Here is a 20,018-nt window from a genome sequence, read left to right on the forward strand (position 1 = left end):
GCAACCCGCTCCGCCCCTTTGAAAAAGGGGAAGGCATAAGGCACCCTCTCTCTTTGGGAGAGGGTTGGGGTGAGGGGAAATCCCCCTCATCCGCCCTTCGGGCACCTTCTCCCAGAGGGAGCAGGATCCATGACTCTTTTCAGGACACTCTCTATGGCCCACATACCACAAGTCAGAATTCCGGCCACCTACCTTCGCGGCGGCACCAGCAAGGGGGTCTTCTTTCGCTTATCTGACCTGCCCGAGCGCTGCCAGCACCCGGGCCCGGCACGGGATGCCTTCTTCCTGCGGGTCATCGGCAGCCCCGACCCCTACGGCGCCCACATGGACGGCATGGGGGGGGCCACCTCCTCCACAGCCAAGTGCGTGATCCTCTCCAAAAGCCAGCAACCCGATCACGATGTGGACTACCTCTACGGCCAGGTCGCCATCGACAAGGCATTCGTGGACTGGAGCGGCAACTGCGGCAACCTCTCCACCGGCGCCGGGGCCTTCGCCATCCATGCCGGCCTGGTGGACCCGTCCCGCATCCCGGAGAGCGGCACCTGTGAGGTGCGGATCTGGCAGGCCAATATCAGCAAGACCATCCTCGCCCACGTGCCGGTGACGAACGGCCAGGTGCAGGAGACAGGCGATTTCGAGCTGGACGGGGTGACCTTCCCCGCCGCCGAGATCGTGCTGGAGTTTCTCGACCCGTCCGATGACGGGGAAGACGGCGGCGCCCTCTTCCCCACCGGCAATCTGGTGGACGATCTTGAGGTGCCCGCGTCTGTTGTAAAGAGCGGCGTACTGAAAGCCACCCTGCTCAGCGCCGGCATCCCCACGGTGTTCGTCAACGCCGAGGACATCGGTTATGAGGGCACCGAGCTGCGCGAGCAGATAAACACGGACCCCGAGGCCTTGGCACGCTTCGAGGCGATCCGGGTTGCCGGAGCCCTGCGCATGGGGCTCATCAAACGCCCCGAAGAGGCGGCCACTCGCCAGCACACCCCGAAAATTGCCTTCATCGCACCCGCCAAGGATTACCGCACCGCAAGCGGCAAGGAGATTATTGCTGGCGAGATCGATCTGTTGGTGCGGGCCCTCTCCATGGGCAAGCTGCACCACGCCATGATGGGCACCTGCGCCGTGGCCATCGGCACGGCGGCGGCCATTCCCGGCACCCTCGTCAATCTGGCCGCCGGGGGCGGCGAGCGCGAAGCGGTGCGCGTTGGTCACCCCTCCGGCACCCTGAGAGTCGGAGCCCAGGCAGAGCAGGTAGCGGGACAGTGGACGGTCACCAAGGCGGTGATGTCCCGCTCCGCCCGCATCCTGATGGAAGGCTGGGTGCGGGTCCCTGGAGATGCCTTCTAGCCCGCTGCGGCATCACACCGACCAGGCCAGCCAGACGAAAAGAGCCCCAAGGCGACTGCCTCAGGGCTCTTTTTTGGATGTTTCATGCTGTGAGAATCACATCATCATTGCGGTCTTGCCACACACTCCACCTTTCTTGGCACATTGTGCTTCGTGTCCCCGCCGATGAGCCGCTTGACCTGCCCGGGTGGGCAGCGACCGTCATCCACATAGGCGGTCTCCCCAAGGGGCAGCCTGCCTGGGGGCGGATCCTGACTCAGATAGGTAACGGGAATGGGCGCAGGCGCAAACCCACTGCACCCCGACATCAGGAGTGCGCCGCACCACAGAGCCAGCATGCCTCCCCTCTTTCCTGCAACCGCCATCGCTCACTCCCTGCCTCTGTCGGGGCACCGACCCGGCGCCCCTCGTTTCGGCAGTCTACCCAGGGATGGCGCCGAACCGACACCCGTCTCCGGCGCCGTTGTGACGATTCCAGACACAGGCAAAAAATCGGCTTTTCACGGCTTCGACCCGTAGTAGTGGGCCAGCAGGGCATCGGCCTCATCCACGGGGATCGCCATCTGCGGCCAGCGCACGGCCTTCTCCCTGATGTCCCGCAGGCTCCCCAGCTCCGGGCGCAGTGCGCTGCCGAGGTGGCGGTTCAGGGCATCAAAGCGGGCGATCACCCCCTGTCGACTGAAGTGCCCGGGCGCCAGATCCAGCCGGTAGCCCTGAAACAGCCACTGGAGTCCCTGATAGACGGCGGGGTGGTAGACGCTGTGGTGATCCTCCTCCTCGAAGTAGCGGCTGGTGACGTGCAGGTTTGCGCCGGGCGCTGCCACCACCTGCCGCGCAAACTGCTGCAGGCGATCCCGGTGAAACGCCGAGCGCCCGAATCCCGGGGTGAAGGGGTTGTTGGCCACCGCCATGAACAGCGAGGAGGCGTGCTTGAGCGGCCCGGTCAACTCCGACGCGATGCGCTCGTAATTGCGGGGATAGTCGAACCAGAGGCTGGCGTCGATGGCGATCACTCCCTGGAACTGGCCGCTATCTTGCGCCTGTGCATCGAGCGCCAGCAGGCCGCCGAGGGAGTGGCCCACCAGCAGGGCCGGCGCCCGGGTCCGAAACCTCTCCTCGATGAGGGGGCGCAGCTCCTCACTCAGATAGCGCAGGAACCGGGGCCCGCCCCCCGTCACGGCATAGCCGGGCCCCGCCGGTGCCCCATTTGGCAAGGTCATGGTGTGGCTCGGGGTGTAATCCCGCATCCGGTCGGTGTTGTGGACCGCGACGATGATGAGGGGGGGGATAGCCGGATTGAGCCCGGCCCGCAGGGCCCGGGTGATGCCGACAACCTCCAGCAGGCTCTTCTCCCCGTCGAGCAGATAGAGCACGGGGAACCGAGCCCCGGGCTCGCGTTCATATTCCTGGGGCAGGGAGACGCTGTATTGCCGCGTCTCCCCCAGCAGGGCCGAATGGTGGGTGAAGCGCTGGGCGTAGTGGAGCATGTCTGCCTGGGCAGAAGAGAGTGTGATCATGGTGAGCAGCAGGGTGATGAGTCTTGTCATTGGATGAACCAGGATTGTGTCGCCAGCCTTGGGGATCCCCCGTAGGGCGGCGCACAGAGACGACAACAGGGCCCGCAGGCCCTGCTGTCGTCGGTCGTTACAGCTTGTAGGTGAAGCCTGCCATCAGGTTCGCCGGCTCGCCGTACATGTTGAAGGTGCTGGTGGAGCCGACCCGGTAGAAGTACTCCCGGTCGAGCAGGTTGTAGAGATTCAGGGTCGCCTGCATTCTGTCGTTGATCTCGTAACGCACCGCCGCATCGAACAGGGCATAGCCCCCCTGGTGGGTCTCGACCCCCTTCTGGTTGAAGCCGTAGTCGCTCACCGCCGTCATCCCGGCCCCGAGGTGCAGCCCCTGCACCCAGTCGGCCAGGTGGTAGTCGGTCCAGAGGGAGAGGGCGTGACGGGGAATGGTGTCGAATTTCGGGTTGTGATCCCCGGCCTTCTCCTCGATGTCGGTGAAGGTATAGCCGGCCATCACCATCCAGTTCTGGCTGAGATAGCCGCTCGCCTCCAGCTCCACCCCTTGCGTCTCCACCTTGCCGGTGGCCCAGTAGGTGTTGGTGATGGCAATGCCCTGATCGTCGTAGGCCTGGGCCGCGATGTTGTCGTCCTTCATCAGGAAGAGGGTCGCCCGGGTGTTGAGCAGGCCGTCACGCAGCGAGGACTTGATGCCGGTCTCCCACTGGCTGCCCTCCCGGGGCTTGAGCAGGTTGCCGCTCTCGTCCTGGCTGGTCTGGGGCTTGAACACCTTGGAGTAGCTGGCATACCAGGCGTGTTCGTCGCTCAGGTCATAGACGGCCCCCGCGTAGGGAGTGAGCTTGCCGTTGAACGCACTGGACTCGCCGCTCTGGGCTCCGGAACTCAGGGTCGTGCTGACGGCATCCAGATCGTACCAGGAGACGCGGGCCCCGGTGATCACCGCGAGCGGCTCCAGCAGACGCCAGGTCACCTTGCCATACAGACCGAGCTCCGACTGCTCCTCATGGTCATTCTTGGTGTAGCTGTAGTCCGGCTTGGCGACCCGGGTCGGGTCGAAATCGAACACATTGATCTTGCCGAGGTTGCGGTTGGTGTAGGTCTGGATGTCCGACTCGTAGCGCTTGTAGTCGGAGCCCAGCACAAACTCGCTCTTGTGCCCCAACAGATCGAACATCTGACTGTAGTTGGCATCGAAGGCCATGTTCTTCTGCTGGTTCCCCTGGCCGTTGAACATCAGCCCGGTGTTGCCCGCCGCGTCCACGGGGCCGTTGGTGAAGGTCTGCTCCAGCCGCATGTCGTGATCCATGTAGCGGGCCGAGACCTGACCCACCCCGCCGTTGGCAAAGGCGTGTTGCAGCGAGGCCCCCACATCCGTGGTGTCGGCGTCGAAGAAGTCTTCAGCCGACCCCAGGTAGGTGCTGCGGCCGATGTCGAGCAGGGAGCCGTCCTTGTACGCCGGCAGGCCGTTGGTGGGCAGGATGTCCTTGGTCTGGTGCAGGGCGTAGACGGAGAGGCGGGTGCGATCCGAGAGATCGAACTCCAGGGTGCCGTAGTAGGTACCGTTGTCGTTGTTGTTGTAGTCCACCTGGTTCTTGATGTCGGCGTTGGCCACCACGACGCGACCGCGCAGGGAACCCTCGTCGTTGAGTGCGCCCCCCATGTCCGCCTCCAGGTAATGCCTGTCCCAGCTGCCATAGCGCGCCGTGACCGAGCCCTTGAAGGCGTCGGTCGGACGCTTGAGCACCATGTTGATCACGCCCCCCAGCTCGCTGGTGCTGTTGAAGAGGCCGGAGGGGCCCCGCATGATCTCCACCCGATCCACCGCCGCCAGCGACGGCAGGGTGCCGTACTTGCTCTGCATGGGCGATGGCAGGCCGTTGAGGTTCACCTCGTCGTACTCATAGCCGCGGGAGAAGATGGAGGAGCGACCGCTGTCATTGACCAGGGTGCGCAGACCCGGCGTGAACTTGGCCAGATCGTCAACCGCCACGAAGTTGCGCTCCTCGATGTAGTCGTTGGTCAACACGGTGATCGACTGGGGGATGTCTTTGAGGGCCGCCGGCGTCTTGGTGCCGACGGTGGCCGAGTCGACCCCATAGCCTCCCGTCTCCTCCGACGGCGACATCCCGTAGAGTGGATTGCCATAGACGACCAGGGTTTCGTCCGGCTTGATGTCCGGTGTGTGTGCCCCTGCCGGGGCGGCAAAGGTGACGGCCAGAGCGGCAGAGATGGCCAGAGCCAGCGGGCTTCGCGCTTTATCCTTCAAGACAACCATAGTAAGAGTGACCTCAAGATAGAGATGATAATCATTTTCATTTGATTTTCCGGGGGCTAATATATCACTCCATCTTCCGCCGCAGTTTTGCGGTGTGGTCATTTCACTCTTCGACATGGTCAAATTGCACATGACTGACACAGTGGCAAGGGATACCAGCGCACGCCAGCGGGGGCGCTTCACCGGCAGGGTGGAGAACCTGGTGATCCAGGAGGGTCTTCGCTTTCACAACAAGGACATCGTTCACAAGGCAGACTTCGCCACCGAGCGGGAGTTGCCGCCGCAGTTGATCATCGCCATTCCCCTCGAGAGCCGGGCCCTGATGACCTATGGCGCCACTCACAGGCTCAAGGGGTGTCGCTTCCACGAGTCCGACCCCATAGTGGCAACCGCCATCCTCTATACCGAGCCCGACATCGTGCAGGGGGCGGCCAAAGCCCAGGTGCGCAGCCGCAGCATCGTCCTCTCCCTGGACCACACCTGGCTCGCCCACAACCTGGCACAGGCGCATCGCAAGGCTTTCGCACAGACCTTCAGCCGCCATCTGAGCCGCGTCGACTGGACCCTGCCCGCTGCCCTTGGACAGATTGCGGAAGCGCTCAATCTCACCAGCAGCCAGAACGCCTCCGAGATGCTGATGCGCAAGGCCTTTGCCCTCAGTGTCTGGGAGAGCCTGATGACCCACCTCCAGCAGGCCGCCTCCCCCTGCTGCCAGCGCCAGAACGAGCAACCGACGCGCCTCAAGATGCTGCTCAGAGATGAAAAAGTGGACGAGATGACCCTGACCGAGATCGCGGCCACCCTCGGCATGAGCGTCTCCACCTTGCAGCGAGCCGCAAAAAAAGAGCTGGGCATGAGCCTGCAGCGCTACCTTCGCCAGCGAAAGCTGCAAGAAGCGCGGGCCAGGCTGGAGGCGCGCAGCCTCTCTCTGCAAGGCGCCGCCGCCCACGCCGGCTATGACCATGTGGCCAATTTCATCACGGCGTTTAGAAAGCAGTTCGGCTTCTCGCCGACGCGGATCGCCAGACAGGGTAAAGAGCAGGAGCAGGCGCCCTCTGCAACGCCTTGAGCCTCCTTGTTCATGCGCAATACATCTTTGCTCTGGGATAGTAGGCACCACGCAGGTGGGGTGGCGCTTGAAATCAGCGCTCGTCATCCACACATTCAGTGCATACAATGCGTTAACGAAGCACAACTGGTCGCTTCACCCCGGAAATCAAGAGGACATCAAGATGGATACCCGTTCTATCTACACTGGCACCCAGGGTGCCGTGCGCGACACCAACAAGGTGCTGCGCAACACCTACATGCTGCTCTCCCTCACTCTTGGCTTCTCAGCCGTGGTAGCCGGGGTAGCAACCGTCATGAACATGCCGCCCCTGCACTGGGCCGTGTTCCTCATCGGTGTCTACGGCCTGATGTTCCTGACCGAGAAGAACCGTGACAACGGCATGGGGCTGGTGTTCACCTTCGCCCTGACCGGCCTGCTGGGCTATAGCCTCGGCCCCATCATCAACATGTACATGAACAACGGCGGCGGCGAGATCGTGATGACGGCGCTGGGCGGCACTGCGCTCACCTTCTTCGGCCTGTCTGCCTATGCCCTGACCACCAAGCGGGATCTTTCCTTCCTCGGCGGCATGCTGTTCGTCGGGTTCTGGGTACTGCTGGTAGCCATGGTCGCCAACATCTTCCTGCAGATGAGCGCCCTGAGCCTGGCCCTGTCCGCCATGTTCATGCTCTTTTCCTCCGGCGCCATCCTGCTGACCACCCAGCAGATCGTGCGCGGCGGCGAGACCAACTACATCTCTGCCACCGTCACCCTGTATGTCTCCATCTACAACATCTTCCTGAGCCTGCTGAGCCTGCTTGGCGGCAACCGCAACTGATGGATGCTTAAGATGCACAAGACCCCGCTTCGGCGGGGTTTTTATTGGCGCCCATTTCTGTCAGGATAAGTTGCAAATCAAGGATATGAAGCGAAGTGGCCCTGATCCAAATCAGGGCCGTTTCGTTGCCGACGGGTTATGCTGTCGTTTTCGTTTCGCTCAAGGGTTGCCTTCATCCCATGCCCATGGACTTCTCAGGTTTATTGCGCCGGCTGCTGACCGACAGCCACATCGATTTCACCTCGTTCAAGGGTGGTTCCTAGCATGCCGATGGATTTCTCCGGCCTGCTGCGCCGGCTGCTGACAGACAGCCACATCTATTTCGCCCTCAAGGTCCTGCTCGCCATCGCGGGGCTGCTCGCCTTCGCGCTGGCAACCGGTGACATCCAGCTCACCGTGCTGCTCTCCCTCGGGGTGGTGGCCGGCGCCATCGCCGAGACCGACGACAGCCTCTGGGGCCGGGTCAAGAACCTCGCCATGACCCTGCTCTGCTTCCTGTTCGCCTCATTGTGCGTGCAGTATCTCTTCCCCACCCCCTGGCTCTTTGCCATCGGGCTCGCGGGCTCCACCTTTATCTTCGTCATGGTGGGTGCCCTCGGCCAACGCTACGCCACCATCAGCTTTGGTTCCCTGCTGATTGCCATCTACACCATGCTGGGGGCCGCCAAGGCACCGGATCTGCTCTATCAGCCGCTGGCCCTGTGCGCCGGGGCCCTCTGGTACGGCCTGGTGTCCCTGGTCTGGCTCTGGCTGCTGCCCTACAAGACCCTGCACGAGCAACTGGCCCAGAGCTACTTCGCCCTCGCCCGCTATTTGCAGGAGAAATCCCGCTTCTTCCCGGCGGATGAGCACGGCGCCCAGGCCATCCGCCACAATCTGGCCCAGCTCAACATCAACCTGGTCAATGCCCTGAACCAGGCCAAGACGGCGCTCAATGCCCGTCTTCATGCCCCCGGCCGCCACGGGGTTGCCCCCGAGCTCGCGGGCCTGCTGCGCCTCTACCTGCTTGCCCTGGAGATCCAGGAGCGGGCCACCTCCAGCCACTACCCCTACAGCAAGCTGGAAGCGGAGCTCAAGCAGGGCATCGTCCTCGACGGCTTCCAGGAGGTGCTGTCACAGCTTGCCCACGCCTGTCAGCAGCTTGGCTACGCCATCCTGGTGCACAAGCCCTACACCCACCACAAACGCATTCACTGGACCCTGGAGGCCCTCGGCGATCAGCTGGAGTTCACCCACCTCAAGCAGCACTACCCCAAGACCCTGCTGACACCGATGAAGTTCCTGCGTCGCAACCTGGCCAGCATCAACCAGTTGCTGCAAAGCGCCGAAGAGCTGCAAAACCCCGCCGCGCCCCCCACCAGCCTGCCTCCCCTGGCACGGCCGGTCGCCCTGCCCCTGCTGGCATTGCTCAGGCAGCACCTGACCCCGAACTCCATGGTGTTTCGCCATGCCCTGCGGCTCTCCCTCGGGCTGGTCGTGGGCTATGGCATTCTGCAGGCGTTTCACCTGGACAAGGGGTACTGGATCCTGCTCACCGTATTGTTCGTCTGCCAGCCGAGCTACAGCGCAACCCGCCGTCGCCTGGTGCAGCGGATGCTCGGCACCTTCGCCGGTATCCTCATCGGCGTGCCCGTGCTCTGGTTCTTCCCCGAGCTGCACCTGCAACTGGGGATCATGGGGCTTGCCGCCTTCCTGTTTTTCACCCAGGTGCGCAGCAACTACAGCGCCGCCGTCTGCTTCATCACCCTCTACGTGCTGATGGCGTTCAACCTGCTGGATGGCATCGGCTTCGCCATCCTAGGACCCCGCCTGCTCGATACCCTGCTCGGCTGCCTGCTCTCCTACGCCCTGGTGGCCTGGCTCTGGCCCGACTGGCAATACAAGCGGTTGCCGACCCTTATCGCCAACTCCCTGTCCGCCAATGCGAAGTACCTCTCGGCGGTACTCGCCAGCCTGCATCGCCAACGGGATGAATCCCTGGACTACCGGGTGGCCCGCAAGTGTGCCCACCTCGCCGACAGCGAGCTGGCCATGGCCTGGCAGAGCATGCTGGTGGAGCCGAGCAAGCGCCGCCGCTTCCTGGATCTCTGCTTCACTCTCACCTGGCGCAACCATGCCCTGCTCTCCTATATCTCGGCGCTTGGGGCCCATCGCGACAAACTCGAGCCCATCGAGGGGCTGGAGGAGATAAGCCGCCACATCAGCCAGACCCTGGAGCAGGCCGCCGGTCACCTGGCGGGGGAGATGCCGACGCCGCTCGCGGGAGCCTGTCCGGCCATCGCTCCGGAGAGCAGCGAGGAGCAGCTGATGCTGAGCCAGCAGCTCACCCTCATCAGCCAGTTGGCAGACGAGCTGCTGATGCTGGCCAACGACGGCCAGCTGCTGACAGGTCAGGGCGAACCTAGCCGGACATAGCCGCCGGACCGATCCCGCCCGAGGCAGGTGCCAAGCGCCGCCCCGGTTGCCGGACGGGACGCAAGGCGCTACCATGCCCGCCCCATTGAGATAGCCTTTTCGAGGAAGCGTCATGTCCGAGCCACACCATTTGCAGTTCAACGGCCAACTCATCGAGACCGATGCCCAGGGCTATCTGCGCCACAGCGAGCAATGGAGCGAGGCGCTGGCCCTGGCGCTGGCCGAGAAAGAGGGGATAGTGCTGGAGGATCCCCACTGGGAAGTGGTGCGTTTCGTGCGGGCCTTCTATCTGGAGTTCAACACCTCCCCCGCCATCCGCGCCCTGGTCAAGGCAATGGAAAAGCAGTATGGCCCGGAGAAGGGCAACAGCCGCTACCTCTACAAGTTGTTCCCGGAAGGCCCCGCCAAGCAGGCCACCAAGATCGCAGGCCTCCCCAAGCCGGTGAAGTGCATCTAGGCCTCCTCGGCAGCCCGATAGCCCGATATCCACACTGCCTCCCCCGTGTTGGACACAAAAAAAGACCGCGCCCATGTTGCCATGAGGCGCGGTCTTTTCATTTCATCATGCTGTCAGGGGTTGTAGGCCACCACGGAGCCGCTCAAGCCCGTCATCTGGCTGATCCGGCTCTGCATGCCCTGCAACTTAGCCTTGGAGACATCCGGCCCGATGAAGACCCGGTTGATCTGCCCCTGCACCGGGGTTCTCGGCGACGTCTGGGCCGAGTAGCCCGCCGCCCTCAGCTTGCTCACCAGGGCATTGACGCTGTCTGCATTCTTGAAGGCGCCGAGCTGCAGGATCCAGCTCCCCTGAGCCGGGGCTGCTGCTGCCGGTGCCGTAGTCGGCTGGGCCATCTTGCTCGCGATGAGATCATCCATGGTCTTGATCTGGCCCGCCTGTGGCTTGGCCTCCACCGGTTTTTGCACCTCTACCGGCTTGGTTGGCACCGGCTTGGGTTTGGGCTGCTCCACCGGTTTCTTGGCGATCACTTCCGGCTTGGGCTCGGGTTTGGGCTGGGGCTTGGGTTGCGCCACGGCCTGTACCGGCTGCTGCTGGGTGATGGGAGCCTGACTGGCTCCCGCTGGATTGGCTCCCCCCTGATTGGCCAGGGTCACGGTATCGCCAATCTCCTCTACCTGCCACTGGGTCGCGGCAGAGGCCTGCTGCTGACTCGCCAGATGCTCGGCCGGCAGGGTGCTCGCCGCCGAGACCTGAAGCGCAGGCTTGGCGGGCTCCAGCTCCGGACGCAGGGGGATCTTGGCAAAGGCCTCGTCCTTCTGCTCCAGCTTGTTGCCGTCCATCAGGTCCGGCAGAAAGATGACCACCAGGGCGACCAGGATGACGGTCCCCACCAATCTGTTTTGAAACTTCGAAGCCAAGTTAATTTCCACCCATGTTACTTAGGATCCATTGCAATCTTGCACACTTCGCAAAGAACGCCTCCCCTCACGCCGGCTGGCGAAGCCGGGTCCCTCGCCACCCACTTGGCCTGAAAGGGGATTATCCAGTGCAAAACCCGGCCCGTCGTCACGTTGACGGAGCCAGGGGAGCGAACGGCTCAGACCGAGCCCAGAGCCAGCACGTCGGCGACAGTGTAAAACGAGCCGAACACAATGACCATATCGTCAGGACTCGATGCGGCCAAGGCGGCGCCGAAGGCATCCCCCACGCTGGCAAAGGTGAGCGCCGCGCCCCGGCCGCTGCCAAGGGCCGTCGCCAACTGGTCGGCCGTGGCCGCGCGCGGGCCGTGGAGGCTTGCCAGGAACCACTCGTCAATCAGACCGTCAAGCTCGGCCAGCGACCCCGCCATGTCCTTGTCCTTGAGCATGCCAACCACGGCGCAGCGCTTGCCCTTGCCGGGGAGCTGACGCAGCTGGCTGGCGAGATAGGCGGCAGAGTGGGGATTGTGGGCCACGTCGACGATGACCAGCGGCGAGGTTTGCAACTGCTGCATCCGGCCAGCCAGGCGGGCATTGGCCAGGCCGTCGCGGATGGCGGACTCCGCCAATGGCAGACCGAGGGACTCCAGGGCCGCCAGCACGGTGACCGCATTCATCAGCGGCAGGGTCGGTTTGGGCAATCCCGACCAGTGGTGCAGGCCGTGATAATCCCAGTCACCTTCATGCTCGTCACCACGAAAATCGATGCCGACCTGACGCAGGCAGGCGCCGAGGCGCGCCGCTTCGCTGGCGATGGTCGACGGCGGATTGGGCTCCCCGCTGATGGCGGGTTTACCTTTGCGATAGACGCCAGCCTTCTCCACCGCCACCGCCTCCCGGGTATCCCCGAGCCAGTCGCAGTGATCCAGGGCAATGGAGGTGATCATGGCGACGTCTGATTCCACCACATTGGTGGCGTCGAGCCGCCCCCCCAGCCCCACTTCCAGCAAGAGCACATCGGGCGCGGCGCGTCGAAACAGCCACAGACCCGCCAGGGTGGCGAACTCGAAGAAGGTGAGGGCGATGTCGCCCCGGGCGGCTTCCACCTCGGCAAAGGCCGCGCAGTGATCGCCATCGGCCAGCTCCTGGCCATTGACGCGCACCCGCTCGGTAAAGCGCAGCAGATGGGGGGAGGAGTAGACACCGACCCGGTAGCCGGCGGCCATCAGGATGCTGGCCGCCATGGCGCAGGAGGAGCCCTTGCCGTTGGTGCCCGCCACCGTGATCACCTTGAACGGCAGTTCGGTGAGGCCCATGCAGCGGGCAACCGTGCCGACCCGCTCCAGCCCCATGTCGATGTTGGCCGGGTGGATCTGCTCCAAATAAGAAAGCCAGTCGACCAGCGACCGGCTTTGGGATTGTTGCATGTGTGAACTCATCTTCAGTCTTCGATGACCTGTGTGTTCATCAGCTTGGCCAGCAGACCGGCCAGACGGTTGCGCATTTCGCGCCTGTCGATGATGAGATCGATGGCGCCCTTCTCCAGCAGGAACTCGGAGCGCTGGAAGCCTTCCGGCAGTTTCTCGCGCACGGTCTGCTCGATGACGCGGGGGCCGGCAAAGCCGATCAGCGCCTTGGGTTCGCCTACGTTGATGTCACCCAGCATGGCCAGACTCGCGGAGACGCCACCCATGGTGGGGTCGGTCAGCACGGAGATGAAGGGCAGGCCCGCCTTGGTGAGGCGATCTAGGGCCGCACTGGTCTTCGCCATCTGCATCAGGGAGAACAGGGCTTCCTGCATCCGCGCACCACCGGAGGTGGAGAAGCAGACCAGGCCGCGGCCCTCCTTGATGCTCTCCTCGACGGCGCGCACGAAGCGGGCACCGACCACGGAGGACATGGAGCCCCCGATGAAGGAGAACTCGAATGAACAGGCGACGACCGGTACCCCCTTAAGGGTCCCCTTCATCACCACCAGCGCATCCTTCTCGCCCGTCTCTTTCTGGGCGGCAGACAAACGATCCTTGTAGCGCTTGGAATCCTTGAATTTCAGGATGTCTTGCGGCTCCAGCTCGGCCGCGACTTCGCTGCGTCCCTCGGTGTCGAGGAAGCTCTCGAGACGGGCACGGGCGCTGATGCGCATATGATGGTCACACTTGGGGCACACTTCGAGATTGCGCTCCAGCTCTGCCCGGTAGAGCACCTGTTCGCAAGCAGTACACTTGGTCCACACCCCTTCCGGAATGTTGTGACGACGCGGTGTGGTGATCTTGCTCTTGGGAAGGATCTTCTCAAGCCAGCTCATGGAATTCCTTAATGCATTTGTGCCTGACAAAACACATCGAGCCTTGATTGTTCAATGACTTAACGGCTCGATGGCAATAAACGACGGATCATTAAACCACAAATTTTCGGGCCCAGTTACTAAAAACTGGTCGTACCCGGTGCCGAGTCCGGCAGCCACAGCGGGCCGAGGGGCGGCCGGGGCAACCCGAATTCGGCCGGGTAATCCACATCCACCAGATAGAGGCCGCCCGCCTTGGCGGTCGGGCCCGCCAGGTTGCGATCCTTCGCCGCCAGCACCTCGGCAATCCACTCCACCGGTTGAAGCCCCTGCCCCACCAGCAGCAGGGAGCCGGTGATGTTGCGCACCATGTGATGCAGGAAGGCGTTGGCCTTGATGTCGAGCACGATGTAGGGGCCGGAACGGCTGACACACAGGTGGGTCACATTGCGCCAGGGGGTGTTGGACTGACAGGCGACAGCCCGGAAGGTGCTGAAGTCGTGCTCCCCCAGCAGGCTCTGGCCGGCCTGGTGCATCAGCGTCGCATCGATGGCTTCGTGGTAGTGGCTGACGCCTTGGCCCAGGATCGCCGGGCGGTAGTTGTGGTTGTAGATGACGTAACGGTAGCGACGGGCGGTGGCGCTGAAGCGGGCATGGAAATGCTCGTCCACTTCCCTGACCCAGCGCACGGCGATGTCAGGGGGCAGGTTGGAGTTGAGCCCCAGGGTCCAGGCGCCTTCTGCGCGGTTCGACTCGGTATCGAAGTGGATCACCTGGCCGGTGGCATGCACCCCCGCATCGGTGCGACCGGCACACTGGATGGAGACGGGGTGGTTGGCGATGCGGCTGAGGGCTTTTTCCAGCTCCTCCTGAACGCTGATCACTTCGCGCTGGCGCTGCCAGCCGAAGTACCGGCTGCCGTCATATTCAATACCAAGGGCAATTCGCATGGGTAACGGTATCTTCTGATGAAAGGATGCAGTGAAAGAAACGGGGCGGATTATACGCGCTTGGGCTCAAAAGTCCCAGACCGGGCGAGGCCGCGGTGCGGGGCCCCCAAAGAGAGAGGGCAGCCTGCGGGCTGCCCTCTCTGGTGCATGGATGACAAGGGCCTGCCTAGCCCAGGCGCTTGAGCAGCTTCTGCGCCTCGCTGCGCTGGTGCTCGCTGCCCTGGGCCACCGCCTCTTCCAGCAGCTCGCGGGCGCTCTCCTTGTCGTCGATCTCGAGGTAGGCCCGGGCCAGATCCAGCTTGGCCCCCACCCCGCCGTCATCGGCATCCACATCAAAGCCGTTGGACTCCGGCAGCACCTCGGGGAAACCGTCCAGCCCCACATCCAGGGAGAAGCCCTGATAGGGTTCCTGCTCCGTGCTGCTGGCATCGGCATCGGCCAGCAGCTTGTCGATTTCAACAAAGTCGCTGTCTTGCACCTGTTCGCGGGGCTTCACCTCCCCCTGATGAGACTCCACCTCGGCGAAGGCATCCTCGAAGTCCGCCAGGGCCAGCTCGCTGGGATCCCACTCGGACGCTGCCGGCTTGGTGGGCTCCAGCCCGAGCTCGGCCAGCATATCGTCCACATCGTCCTTGCCAAACCCCGTCTCGTCGATGTGCGGCGCCTTGGCGGCAAGCTCATCGTCGGTCGGCTCGCCAAACCCGGTCTCTAGATCGCTCAGATCGAAGTTGGCCAGTGTCTCGTCACGCTGGCTGCGGCTCTCCTCCTGGGCCTGGGCCAGATCCGCTTCCAGATCCGCGTCCAGCTCGGCAAACAGGGCGGCCTGCAGCTCCTCCTCGGTCATGATCTCGTCATGACCACGAGCAGAGGAGGTGGGCTCGTCGGAGAGATCGAGTTCCGGCACCACGGGCAGATCGAAGTCCCCCTCGTGGGCCAGATCCAGCTCGGGCACCAGATCCGGATCCCGGTTCGCCGTCGTCACCGCAGGCTCCACATCAAAAGCGGAGAGCGCCGTCTCGTCATCCCGGAAGATGACATCGGCGGCAGCACTGGCGCCATCTTGCTTCCTGCTCACTTCCGGCTCGTTGAGATCCGGCATGCCATGGAGGGGCTCGTCATCCGCGATGCCCACCGTCATCAGCTGATCAAACTCGCTGTTCTCGTCTCCCATGACCATGGAGGTCGACTCGGAGAGGCTCTTCTCCTGCTCTTCCAGCTCGCGGCGGGCACGAGCACGCAGCCAGAGCGTGACCAGGGCAAGCACCAGGAGTACCGGCAGCAGGATGATCATGGCGAGATTGAGCGGCGAAGAGAGCAGCTCCATCAGCCAGCTCTGTTTGGGCACCGGCGCCACCACGGGAGGCGTCGGATTGGCCTTGAGTTCAGCCACCTCTTTTTGCAGGGCGGTCTGATCCTGCAACTGGGCCTTGAGGGTCTCCACCTCTTCGGTCAGGGCTTGCAGGCGCAGCTTGAGCCTGTGGTTCATCTCGGTGACCTGGCCGAGCTGGGCGTTGGCATCTTCCAGAGCCAGCGCCATCTCGGTGGAAGGTTTGCCCACCGCAGTGGCGGGCAGGGGCGCCGGCGCCGTGCTGTCGGCGCTGCTCGCAGCAGCGCTCACCACCACGGGAGTGGAGACAGCCGCCTTGGCGGTCTCCTTCACCTCGGGGGCAGGAGCCGTCGCCTTGGGTGCCGCCGGGATCGGCGCCGCCTTGGGCGGTGTATTCTTGGCCACCACAGCCGGCTTGGCCGGAGCAGGCTTGCTCGCCACCGGCTGGGCGACGTGGGATTGCTTGTTGGCCAGGTATTTGGGGCTCAGCCCCTTCCAGCTCGCGTTGTCGCTGTTGAAGCGACGGCGTGCTTCGGCATCCGTGATGCGCCCCGCCTCTGCGGCGGTGGGCAGCAGGATGTGGGACCCAACCAGAATATGGTTGATGTTGCCGTCTGCGAAGCTTCGGGGGTTCTTGTCATAGATGGCCACCATGGTCTGGTAGACGCTTACCCGGTTGGAAGGGCGATGCTTGCTCGCCAGACTCCAGAGGGTATCGGTGGGACGCACGGGACCATAACTGCCAGCCGACGCAGCAGGCACCTGACGCACGATGGGCTCGGCTCTGGGCAGGGTGACGGGCGCCACGGGCTGGGCCCGGGGCTCTGGTTGCACCGCGGGGGGCGGTGAGCCATCCGGTCCCTTGAGTTCGACAAAGAAGGGTTCTCGCGCCCCCTCTTCGGCCTGAACCGTGCCCAGAAGCCCCAATGCGAGTAGCGTTGCCAGCGTTATGCGGGAATGTCCCATATTCGTTCCTTCGTATGACGGCCCTATCACATTGAAAAATCTGGATAGTTACCCCAAAACAATCGGCTCAATATAAATCAGGCGCCGGTCTCAAGCCAGCGATCCGACATATTTCGCGCCCGGCGGCGACCAGAAAGCAGCCCCAGACGCGAACCAGAGTGTAGAAAAAAACCTAGTCCACTGATATCACACGGTATTCCAAAAACCGGAGAGTGGGTTCCCGGTCACATACCGGGGCCAGGGCGCCCACATCAAGGCGGGGTTCCCTCCCCGCCCGGGGCCGACATCCGGCCTCAGAGGTAGTCGCGTACCAGCAGTTCGGCAATCTGCACGCTGTTGGTTGCCGCGCCCTTACGAACGTTATCGGCCACGATCCACATATTGATACCACTCGGATGAGAAATATCCTGGCGTACCCGCCCGACCATCACATCATCCTGACCGGTGGCATCGCGCACCGGGGTCGGGTAGTCCCCTTCATCATCAAACAGGGTGACGCCCGGGGCATTGCGCAACAGATCCTTGACCTGCTCGGCGTCCAGCGGCTGGTGCAGCTCCACATGGACCGCCTCGGCGTGACCATAGAAGACCGGTACCCGCACGCAGGTAGGGTTCACGGCGATGCTGGCATCCCCCAGGATCTTCTGGGTCTCCCACACCATCTTCATCTCTTCCCGGGTGTAGCCGTTATCGGTGAAAGCATCGATCTGCGGGATCAGGTTGAAGGCGATCTGCTGCGGATAGAGGGTCGGCTCCACCGGACGGCCGTTGAGCAGGTGGGCGGTCTGGCCCGCCAGCTCGCTCACCCCTTCCTTGCCGGAGCCGGAAACGGATTGGTAGGTCGCCACGTTGATGCGACTGATGCCTACCTCGTCATGCAGGGGCTTGAGGGCCACCAGCATCTGGATGGTGGAGCAGTTGGGGTTGGCGATGATGTTGCGGTTGCGAAAATCGGCCAGCGCGTCCGGGTTCACTTCCGGAATGACCAGGGGAATGTCCTCGTCGTAGCGGAAGCAGGAGGTGTTGTCGATGACGATGCAGCCGTGCTCGGCGGCGATGGGCGCCCATTTGGCCGAGACCTCGGCACCGGCGGAGAAGAGTGCAATCTCCACCTGGCTCCAGTCAAAGGCCTCCACGTCAAGGATGTCGACGTTCTTGCCGCCAAAACGCACCGTGTCCCCAGCGCTGCGACTGGAGGCGAGCGGATAGAGGGTCGCTACCGGGAAGGCGCGCTCCTCCAGGATCTCGATCATGGCCTGACCCACGGCGCCGCTGGCACCCAATACCGCTACGTTGAATTGCTGACTCACTGATCTGTTCTCCTGTGATGCGGCCCGTCGGGGCCGGGCATGAGGGCCCCGGCTGGCACGCGTATCGGTTTGATGACAGGCCCGCCATGATGCCGGGCCGGGGGGAAGCGCCGCCTGGGCAAGCCCCTCCCCTTGTTGAAATCGGGTTTATTGCTTCGAGACGGCAAAGCCCAGTCGGGCCAGTCTGTCGTCGGCGAAGGGCCCTTTCAGTTGCAAGGCGCCCAATTCGCGCCGCTCGGGGTAGCGCTTGCGCTGCTCATCGAAGCTGCCGGGCAGCCCGATCCGGTTGCGAAAACGGGCGTCGTCACGGCGCACGTCATAAACAAGGTGGACAAGCTGCTTGATGAGCGCCTGATCCGCCGGCTGCCCCGGCGTCAGCTCGCGCACCTCGGGGGCAGGCAGCAGGGATTGCAGATCCTGGCGCGGGGTGCGCCCCAGTTGCCGGCACAGCGCCTCATAGAGCATCCAGGTGCCACGGGCCTTGCCTTCCAGGCTGTAACCGGCGATGTGCGGGGTGGCCAGCTCGGTATGGGGCACCAGTTCATTGAGGGGCTCCGGCTCTCCTTCCCACACGTCCATCACCAGTCGCAGGGGATGGGGTCCCTGCTGGCGGACAAGCAGGGCACGGTTGTCCCACACCTCGCCGCGGGAGGCGTTGATGAGGATCTGCCCGGCCGGACGCTCGGCGATCTCCTCGGCTCCCAGCAGGTGGAAGGTGGCCTCATCCCCTTCACGAAGATAGGGGACATGGAAGCTGACGATGTCGGCATCCAGGGCAGTGCGGTAATCCACGAAGTCGCCAGCGGCGCCGCTACGGGCCAGGGGCGGGTCGCAGCGCAGCACCTTCATCCCGAGCGCCTCGGCCTTGCCGGCCACGCTCTCGCCGGTGTTGCCGGCGCCGATGACGGCGAGGCTCATCTCGCTCAAGGTCAGCTCATGGCGTTCCGCCAGAACCAGCAGGGCGGAGAGCACGTAGTCCCCCACCGACACCTTGTTGCAGCCGGGGGCGCTGAAGAAGAGGATGCCCCGCGCCGCCAGCAGCCCCTGATCGATGTGATCCGTGCCGATGGTGGCCGTACCGACAAACCCCAGCCTGGGGCAACTCGCCAGGAGCGCTTCGTTGACCCGGGTCACGGAGCGCACCAGCAGCACATCCGCCTCTTGCAGATCCGCGGCCCTTATTTCTCGTCCCGGCAGGGGAACCACTTCACCAAATTCCGCAAACAGCTCCACCGCATGGGGCATATTTTCATCAACGACGATCTTCATCGGCACGCATCTCGTCCACAAGGGCCACAGGCGCGCCATTCTAGCCCAAACGCGACGGATTTTCAGAGGCTTGTTGGCAGACCGCTCTGCGGCCATCTTTCCGTCTTCCGGCCTCAGGTGCGGGCACGATGTCCGGCAGCATCATATGTAACAGCCTGTTGCCCTCGCCCCCTTCGCCTTGACCAGAGCAACCTGACTGGCACAATGACGCCTCTTTCTAGCCGCTCGCGCCACCGAACCGGACCCCTTGATGCCGACTCACTCCTCTTCGTTGCCACGCCGCAAGGTGCTTCATTTCAATGCCCTCCTGCTCCTTCCCCTGCTGCTGCTCGTCTGCCTGCCCTGGCAGCCGTTCATGACCCAGGCCCTGCAATCGGGCTGGCTATGGTGGCCCTACGCCCTCACCCGCATGGTGGACTTGCCGGGGCTGGTCTTCACCATCGCCGCCCTGCTGCTGCTCACAAGACACAAGCTGACGCTGGACGGTCGCGCCTTGTTGGCGCTGGCTGGCGCCCTCTTTGCCGTGCTGGCGAGCGACTGGGTCATCAAGAGCCTCATCAAGCTGCTGACCGAGGAGCCCAGGCCCTACCTCATCTGGCTGGAGAGCCAGGAGCTGATCCCCGCCATCCGCCAGTTCTATGGGGGAAGCCAGGCCCTTCGCAGCGAACAGGTCCACGCCGCGACCCAGTTGCTGGCGCTGCCCGCCTGGCTCGGCCAGCACTGGCAGGCAGAGGTCAACTACGCCTTTCCCTCCGGTCACAGCATCGCCGCCATGAGCCTCGCCCAGTTCTTCGGCCTGATCTGGCTGGCCCGGGCACCCGCCGGGGCCTGGCTGCTGCCACTCTGGGCCATCGGGATCGGCCTCTCGCGCACCCTTATCGGCATGCACTGGCCCCTGGATGTGCTGGCAAGCGCCCTGCTTGGCAGCCTTACCGCCCTCCTGGCCGCCCGCTGGTGGTTGCGCCACTACTGACCTCCAATAAAAAACGGGCACCTGGGTGTAATGCCGATCAGTTAAGGATCCATTGACCGATCCTCAGGCTGTGTAAGAATCCGAAACTCCTTGTTGGGTTTCGG

16 protein-coding genes are annotated in these 20,018 nt (G+C 63.7%); 6 read left to right on the forward strand and 10 right to left on the reverse strand.

Annotated features, from left to right (window positions below; genetic code table 11):
- Positions 1-153: 153 nt before the first annotated feature.
- Complete coding sequence (gene prpF, locus PG896_RS11350) at positions 154-1,353, forward strand: 2-methylaconitate cis-trans isomerase PrpF (RefSeq protein ID WP_200163608.1); 1,200 nt, start codon at positions 154-156, stop codon at positions 1,351-1,353.
- A 104-nt stretch (positions 1,354-1,457) separates the two neighbouring features.
- Here the strand turns inward: prpF and PG896_RS21195 are convergent, their stop codons facing one another.
- From PG896_RS21195 to PG896_RS11360, 3 genes are all read right to left on the reverse strand, one after another.
- Complete coding sequence (locus PG896_RS21195) at positions 1,458-1,718, reverse strand: DUF6719 family protein (protein WP_373870474.1); 261 nt, start codon at positions 1,716-1,718, stop codon at positions 1,458-1,460.
- A 135-nt stretch (positions 1,719-1,853) separates the two neighbouring features.
- A complete protein-coding gene (locus tag PG896_RS11355) occupies positions 1,854-2,900 on the reverse strand; it encodes an alpha/beta hydrolase (protein WP_201890115.1) in 1,047 nt (348 codons plus the stop codon).
- A gap of 97 nt (positions 2,901-2,997) precedes the next feature.
- Positions 2,998-5,154 carry a TonB-dependent siderophore receptor gene (locus PG896_RS11360; RefSeq protein WP_042864029.1) on the reverse strand — a complete coding sequence of 719 codons (2,157 nt, stop codon included), beginning with the start codon at positions 5,152-5,154 and terminating at the stop codon, positions 2,998-3,000.
- Between the two features lie 130 nt (positions 5,155-5,284).
- On the opposite strand from PG896_RS11360, the gene PG896_RS11365 reads away from it, so the two are divergent.
- From PG896_RS11365 to PG896_RS11380, 4 genes are all read left to right on the forward strand, one after another.
- Complete coding sequence (locus PG896_RS11365; RefSeq protein ID WP_042880087.1) at positions 5,285-6,223, forward strand: helix-turn-helix transcriptional regulator; 939 nt, start codon at positions 5,285-5,287, stop codon at positions 6,221-6,223.
- 163 nt (positions 6,224-6,386) lie between these two features.
- Entirely contained in the window at positions 6,387-7,043 is a 657-nt protein-coding gene (locus PG896_RS11370) for a Bax inhibitor-1/YccA family protein (RefSeq protein WP_010675134.1), read from the forward strand.
- Between the two features lie 264 nt (positions 7,044-7,307).
- Positions 7,308-9,458 carry a YccS family putative transporter gene (yccS, locus tag PG896_RS11375; protein ID WP_270835726.1) on the forward strand — a complete coding sequence of 717 codons (2,151 nt, stop codon included), beginning with the start codon at positions 7,308-7,310 and terminating at the stop codon, positions 9,456-9,458.
- Between the two features lie 112 nt (positions 9,459-9,570).
- Positions 9,571-9,915, forward strand: coding sequence for a TusE/DsrC/DsvC family sulfur relay protein (locus PG896_RS11380; RefSeq protein ID WP_102948544.1), 345 nt, complete (start codon positions 9,571-9,573; stop codon positions 9,913-9,915).
- A 113-nt stretch (positions 9,916-10,028) separates the two neighbouring features.
- Here the strand turns inward: PG896_RS11380 and dedD are convergent, their stop codons facing one another.
- The 7 genes from dedD to PG896_RS11415 form a co-directional block, all read right to left on the reverse strand.
- Positions 10,029-10,835, reverse strand: a complete 807-nt coding sequence (gene dedD / locus PG896_RS11385; protein ID WP_069785214.1) for a cell division protein DedD — start codon at positions 10,833-10,835, stop codon at positions 10,029-10,031.
- A gap of 179 nt (positions 10,836-11,014) precedes the next feature.
- A complete protein-coding gene (gene folC, locus PG896_RS11390; RefSeq protein ID WP_201872187.1) occupies positions 11,015-12,274 on the reverse strand; it encodes a bifunctional tetrahydrofolate synthase/dihydrofolate synthase in 1,260 nt (419 codons plus the stop codon).
- Between the two features lie 2 nt (positions 12,275-12,276).
- On the reverse strand, positions 12,277-13,140 hold the full coding sequence (gene accD, locus PG896_RS11395) for an acetyl-CoA carboxylase, carboxyltransferase subunit beta (protein WP_041214977.1): 864 nt from the start codon (positions 13,138-13,140) through the stop codon (positions 12,277-12,279).
- A gap of 119 nt (positions 13,141-13,259) precedes the next feature.
- Complete coding sequence (truA, locus tag PG896_RS11400) at positions 13,260-14,069, reverse strand: tRNA pseudouridine(38-40) synthase TruA (protein ID WP_041214976.1); 810 nt, start codon at positions 14,067-14,069, stop codon at positions 13,260-13,262.
- Positions 14,070-14,235: 166 nt separating this feature from the next.
- Positions 14,236-16,362 carry a FimV/HubP family polar landmark protein gene (locus tag PG896_RS11405; RefSeq protein ID WP_270835728.1) on the reverse strand — a complete coding sequence of 709 codons (2,127 nt, stop codon included), beginning with the start codon at positions 16,360-16,362 and terminating at the stop codon, positions 14,236-14,238.
- 293 nt (positions 16,363-16,655) lie between these two features.
- Positions 16,656-17,672, reverse strand: a complete 1,017-nt coding sequence (locus PG896_RS11410; protein ID WP_010675142.1) for an aspartate-semialdehyde dehydrogenase — start codon at positions 17,670-17,672, stop codon at positions 16,656-16,658.
- A gap of 147 nt (positions 17,673-17,819) precedes the next feature.
- The gene (locus PG896_RS11415; protein WP_201920761.1) at positions 17,820-18,941 is read right to left on the reverse strand and encodes a 4-phosphoerythronate dehydrogenase; all 1,122 of its coding nucleotides are present in this window, start codon (positions 18,939-18,941) and stop codon (positions 17,820-17,822) included.
- A gap of 250 nt (positions 18,942-19,191) precedes the next feature.
- On the opposite strand from PG896_RS11415, the gene PG896_RS11420 reads away from it, so the two are divergent.
- Complete coding sequence (locus PG896_RS11420; RefSeq protein ID WP_029314731.1) at positions 19,192-19,914, forward strand: phosphatase PAP2 family protein; 723 nt, start codon at positions 19,192-19,194, stop codon at positions 19,912-19,914.
- Positions 19,915-20,018 lie beyond the last annotated feature (104 nt).

Source organism: Aeromonas sp. QDB30 (assembly GCF_027707645.1).
Lineage (GTDB): Bacteria > Pseudomonadota > Gammaproteobacteria > Enterobacterales > Aeromonadaceae > Aeromonas > Aeromonas caviae.